Origin of the sequence: Enterobacter sp. CM29 (assembly GCF_013179605.1) — a bacterium.
GTDB classification, from domain to species: Bacteria; Pseudomonadota; Gammaproteobacteria; order Enterobacterales; family Enterobacteriaceae; genus Enterobacter; species Enterobacter intestinihominis.
Window position 1 is genome coordinate 1 of record NZ_JABMCU010000251.1, and the last position, 5,252, is coordinate 5,252.

General features: G+C 55.0%; 6 protein-coding genes and 1 tRNA gene. 2 read left to right on the forward strand and 5 right to left on the reverse strand.

Annotated elements, in window-relative coordinates; all coding sequences use genetic code 11:
- Window positions 1-264 precede the first annotated feature (264 nt).
- The 5 genes from HP459_RS21045 to rraB all read right to left on the reverse strand — a co-directional run bounded on the left by HP459_RS21045 (window position 265) and on the right by rraB (window position 3,911).
- Window positions 265-1,536 (reverse strand): integrase arm-type DNA-binding domain-containing protein, encoded by a 1,272-nt coding sequence (locus HP459_RS21045; RefSeq protein ID WP_171936781.1) that lies wholly within the window; start codon window positions 1,534-1,536, stop codon window positions 265-267.
- 200 nt (window positions 1,537-1,736) lie between these two features.
- Window positions 1,737-1,821: transfer RNA gene (locus tag HP459_RS21050), tRNA-Leu, on the reverse strand.
- Window positions 1,822-1,927: 106 nt separating this feature from the next.
- On the reverse strand, window positions 1,928-2,650 hold the full coding sequence (locus HP459_RS21055; RefSeq protein WP_171936782.1) for a topoisomerase II: 723 nt from the start codon (window positions 2,648-2,650) through the stop codon (window positions 1,928-1,930).
- Window positions 2,651-2,680: 30 nt separating this feature from the next.
- A complete protein-coding gene (gene miaE / locus HP459_RS21060) occupies window positions 2,681-3,439 on the reverse strand; it encodes a tRNA isopentenyl-2-thiomethyl-A-37 hydroxylase MiaE (RefSeq protein ID WP_171936783.1) in 759 nt (252 codons plus the stop codon).
- A gap of 46 nt (window positions 3,440-3,485) precedes the next feature.
- Window positions 3,486-3,911 carry a ribonuclease E inhibitor RraB gene (gene rraB, locus HP459_RS21065; RefSeq protein ID WP_017694625.1) on the reverse strand — a complete coding sequence of 142 codons (426 nt, stop codon included), beginning with the start codon at window positions 3,909-3,911 and terminating at the stop codon, window positions 3,486-3,488.
- Window positions 3,912-4,010: 99 nt separating this feature from the next.
- On the opposite strand from rraB, the gene HP459_RS23420 reads away from it, so the two are divergent.
- Entirely contained in the window at window positions 4,011-4,106 is a 96-nt protein-coding gene (locus HP459_RS23420) for a hypothetical protein (RefSeq protein WP_213083700.1), read from the forward strand.
- On the forward strand, window positions 4,076-5,080 hold the full coding sequence (gene argF / locus HP459_RS21070; RefSeq protein ID WP_032625248.1) for an ornithine carbamoyltransferase: 1,005 nt from the start codon (window positions 4,076-4,078) through the stop codon (window positions 5,078-5,080). The genes HP459_RS23420 and argF overlap by 31 nt, the downstream gene beginning before the upstream one ends.
- The last annotated feature ends 172 nt before the right edge of the window (window positions 5,081-5,252 follow it).

Genomic DNA, 5,252 nt, shown 5'->3' on the forward strand with positions numbered 1-5,252 from the left:
AAAACTTGAGGAACAGCATTTCACTCCTGATGGTAGCCGAATTGTTGTACTTTCATTACGATATAGGGCCCAATCAAGAGCCCATTCCCGTTTTCTCAGTAATCGTGACTTTAGATTTAGGCTTACATGGCGCATTCCTGCCGCTTAGGCCCAATGGAAAGTGTTGCCTCAGTGAAAACTCGGCTATTTGACCCTACCGACCAACTCCTCATTTGATAAGTCAGCAGCTTTTAATTTAGGCTCGAATGTCCACTTTCAAACAACTCAATCTCCATTACCCCGGTTGATCTTCGCATAGTCAAACGGCGTAACCCCCTTCTCCCTATTCGCATCCAGAAAATCAGCCCACCACTGCAACATCAGCTTGCGTTCGTCCAGATGTTCCGCTTTATGGATATACGCCGCCCGCACCGAATTGCGTTCCATATGGCTCATCTGACGTTCGACCGCATCCTTCGACCATAGCCCTGACTCAATTAACGAACTACAAGCCATTGTACGGAAGCCGTGGCCGCAAACCTCAACTTTAGTGTCATAGCCCATCACCCGCAGAGCACTGTTTACGGTGTTTTCACTCATTGGCTTACGCGGATCGTGATCGCCAATAAAAATCAGCTCATGCTTATCACCACAAAACTGTTTTATCTGCTTCAGGGTCGCCAGCGCCTGCTTTGAAAGCGGCACCAGATGAGGTGTACGCATCTTTGATCCTCGCTGAGAATGTTTCACGCCGGGAATAGGCTCTCGCTCAGGCGGGATGGTCCACATTGACGTTTCAAAATCGATCTCTGACCAGCGAGCAAAACGCAGCTCACTGGATCGAATAAAGATAAGCAAAGTGAGTTCCGTTGCCCAACGGGTTAGCGGCCTGCCGGTATAGCCGTCTATTTTCTCGAGTAACTCAGGGATGCGCTTTAATTCCAGCGCCGGGCGATGTTGTCGATTGCCAGATGCGACGGCTCCAGCCATCTCCTGCGCCGGGTTGTAATCAATCAACCCGCTTTGCACCGCATAACGCATGATGGCCGTGGTGCGCTGTTGAAGACGGGAGGCCACTTCAAGACGGCCAGATGTCTCGACGGCTTTAATGGGAATTAACAGATCGCGGGTACCCAATTCAGCAATATTGCGAGCACCAATTGCCGGGAAGATATTGTCCTCTAAACTCTTTTTTACGCGATTAGCATGATCTTCCGACCATTTTTGGTTGGTCACGAGCCACTCTCTGGCAACCTTCTCGAAAGTAATAATTTCTTTCGCCTGTTCTTCTTTCACAGCACGTTTATGCTCACGAGGATCGATACTAGCAGCTACCAACCTTCTGGCCTCTTCCCTTTTCTTCCTGGCATCCGCCAGTGAAATTTCAGGATAGACACCGAACGCCATCAAATGCTGTTTACCGCCAAAACGGAAACGAAATCGCCAATACTTGGAACCGTTAGGTTTTACAAGTAAGAACATGCCGTCACCGTCAACAAGTGAATACTCTTTCTCCTCAGGTTTTGCAGAACGAACTTTAGTATCCGTTAGGGCCATAATGGTCCTCCTTCCATTGGTATTTCGTGAGTATACAAGCAATATCGAATCGGCAAATATACTCATTAGTATACTCACAAGCTTGTTGATGTGGATTGAGTTAGGTTGACTTCAGTTGAGGAGAAAATCGTGGAAAGCCTTGTGTGGCGCGGATTTTGGGCATAAAAAAAGACGTCAATTGACGTCTATTTATATACTTTTGGTGCCGAAGGCCGGACTCGAACCGGCACGTATTTCTACGGTTGATTTTGAATCAACTGCGTCTACCGATTTCGCCACTTCGGCACTGAAGGGGATGCGGAAACGTTGTGGATTATACCTGTCGCGCGCCGCCATGCAAGCGACGACGCGCTAAACCCGCGCTAAGTGCCCAAAAAACCAGCGTCCTTCGTCACTCCAGCTCAGACACCGCCAGCCGAATCACCCCCGCCGCCTTCTGCTCAGGCAGCGCCAGCACCTTTGCCCACATCTCCTGCACCATATCGCAGGAGAGCTTCTCTTTGCCCGCCGCCTTCTCGGGTATCTGCAGCAGCTGGATGTCCTCGCCGTACTTATCGGCAAGCGCCTTCATAATCGGCCGCACGTCCTCGACAGCCGCCTCGCGTTCGGCCGGGGTCACGGTGTGGCGGTTTTTGCCGTAGGCCGCACGCATCATGTCGGCGTCGGCCTGCATGCGCCGCGTCATCAGGTCTTTATTCAGCATGCGCATCGGGTTCACGCCGCCCTTCACCATCGGGTAGAGGAAGCGGAAGCAGGCGTCGTCGCTCACCTTCTGGATGGCGGCGGTCTGCTCCATATTGATGGTCATGTAGTTCACCACGTTGGCGTCCGGGGCGTTCTGCAGGCGCGACATCTGCAGATGTAGGATCTGCGGCTGGATGGTGTCGATAATCTGCTGCTCCGGCTCGCCGGCCTTTTGCAGGGCGGCCATCTGGTCGAGGATGCGCTGATGCAGCGCGGGCTCCTGCTCCTTAATCACCTGCCAGGCAGGCATCGCGTTGAGGGCGTTATCCATCTGCCGTTCCGGAGCGCGCTGCCTGTCGAAAAACACCCAGAACGCCACGGAGGCAGCCGCAATGACGATAATCACAATACGGGTCCACTTTTTATTCATCTCGCATCCTTATCCTTGAGTTATGCCGGGTTACACCGGCACGCCGCTGTGGAAGCGAAACTCGTGGTCCGGTGTCGAGATAAGTGTGGCTTCAATTTCGCCAAAAAGCTGTATGCGCGGTGAGATATCGTCGTCGCTCACCTGCTGAGCCAGCGTCAGGTAGTCCTGATAATGGCGCGCTTCCGAGCGCAGCAGCGAGAGATAGAACTTCTGCAGGACGTCGTCGAGGAACGGGGCCAGCGCGGCGAAGCGTTCGCAGGAGCGGGCTTCGATGTAGGCGCCGCAGATGAGCTTGTCGATCAGCGTCAGCGGTTCGTGGGTGCGCACTTCCTTCAGCATCCCTTTGGCATAGCGGCTGGCGGTGATTTTGACGTAGGGAATGTCGCGGGCCAGCATCGCCTCGCGCACCTGCCAGAAGTGGTGCAGCTCCTCTTTAATCAGCAGCACCATGCTGTCGATGAGCGCCTGTCCCCACGGGTCGTCGGTTTTGGGCATCACGCTTTTGCCAATCTGCTTGTGCAGGGCGATGAAGTCTGGCTCCGGGCCGTCGCGGAAGGTGAACTGTTCGTAGGGCTTGAGCCAGTCGAGCAGCGCATCGGCACCGCTTTCGTCGGCGACGTATTTACGCACGAGTAATAGCGCAGTCTGGGCGGCCTTGAGCTCGCACACCATGTGGTCGGTGAGCAGCAACGGCAGGTTCGCCGGGTCGCGGGCTTTATCAATCCATGCTTGCGGGGTCGGGCACTGGAGGAAGTTGAGTACGGGGGCGAGTATCTGCGGGTAATCCATGGTTCTGCCTTGAAAAAGCGGTGGCGCGCGCCACCGCCTGAAACGCTTAGTGACGCACGCCGTCGTCGTCTTCGTCGACGTAATCTTCGTCGTCGCCTTCTTCGCCGTCTTCACCGTTCGGATCTTCGAAGTAGGTTCCCCAGCCGTCGTATTCCACTTCAAACTTCTCGGCCAGGTTCATCAGCTGTTCTACCTGCGCGTCGATAAGCTCCGCCTTCAGCGCGCCTTCGCTCAGGATATCGCAGCAGATGACGGTGTCGCCCTCTTCCACTTCCAGCTCTTCCGGCTCGGTCACTTCGTAACCCAGCTTGAAGGCTTCCACGGCCATTTTTTCCAGCGCTTCAAAGTCGTCCGCAGAGAAATGGTGTTCGATGGTGTACAGCGCGTCCGGATCGCTACCGTCTTCCAGCAGTTCTTCAATAATCAGACGCGTCTCTTCGCGTTGCTCTTCCAGTAATTCCGGGTTTGCCATGGGTCAATCCTCTTTAAAGTGCGGCAGATACTTCTATTTTCACACACGGACGGGTTTGCCTCCACCTTTGTTGGAAAGATTTGTGAAACGGGGTTGCAAATGAATAATTACACATATAAAGTGAATTTTAATTCAATAAGTGGCGTCCGCCATGCGAGGATAAAATGTCTGATCTGTACAAGAAACACTTTCTGAAATTGCTCGACTTTACCCCTGCACAGTTCACTTCTCTGCTGACTCTTGCCGCACAGCTCAAAGCCGATAAAAAAAATGGCAAGGAAGTACAAAAGCTTACTGGAAAAAACATCGCGCTCATCTTCGAAAAAGACTCAACCCGTACACGTTGCTCTTTCGAAGTTGCCGCATTTGACCAGGGCGCACGCGTTACCTGGTTAGGGCCGAGCGGCAGCCAGATTGGGCATAAAGAGTCAATTAAGGATACCGCACGCGTGCTCGGGCGGATGTACGATGGCATTCAGTATCGCGGCCACGGCCAGGAAGTGGTCGAAACGCTGGCGCAGTACGCGGGCGTGCCGGTGTGGAACGGGCTGACCAACGAGTTCCACCCGACGCAGCTGCTGGCGGATCTGCTGACCATGCAGGAGCACCTGCCGGGCAAGGCGTTTAACGAGATGACGCTGGTCTACGCGGGCGACGCGCGCAACAACATGGGCAACTCGATGCTGGAAGCGGCGGCGCTGACCGGGCTGGATCTACGCCTGGTGGCCCCGAAAGCCTGCTGGCCGGAAGAGAGCCTGGTGGCGGAGTGCAGTGCGCTAGCGGAAAAGCACGGCGGGAAAATCACCCTGACGGAAGACGTGGCGGCGGGCGTGAAGGGCGCGGACTTTATCTATACCGACGTGTGGGTGTCGATGGGCGAAGCCAAGGAGAAGTGGGCGGAGCGGATAGCGCTGCTGAGGGGGTATCAGGTGAACGCGCAGATGATGGCGCTCACCGGCAACCCGAACGTGAAGTTCCTGCACTGTCTGCCGGCGTTCCATGACGACCAGACTACGCTCGGCAAGCAGATGGCGAAGGAGTTCGACCTGCACGGCGGGATGGAAGTGACGGACGAGGTGTTTGAGTCGGCGGCGAGTATCGTCTTCGACCAGGCGGAAAACCGGATGCATACGATTAAGGCGGTGATGGTGGCGACGCTTGGGGAGTGATTGACTCCTCTGCGGTCTGGTACCCTCACCCCGGCCCTCTCCCACGGGGAGAGGGTTCCCCACAAATTAATGCGAGCACTGAGCAATCCCCTCGCCCCTCCGGGGAGAGGGTTAGGGTGAGGGGAACATACGGCGGTGGTGGTCATTCCGTTCACTTTATGTTCCTTGCTAC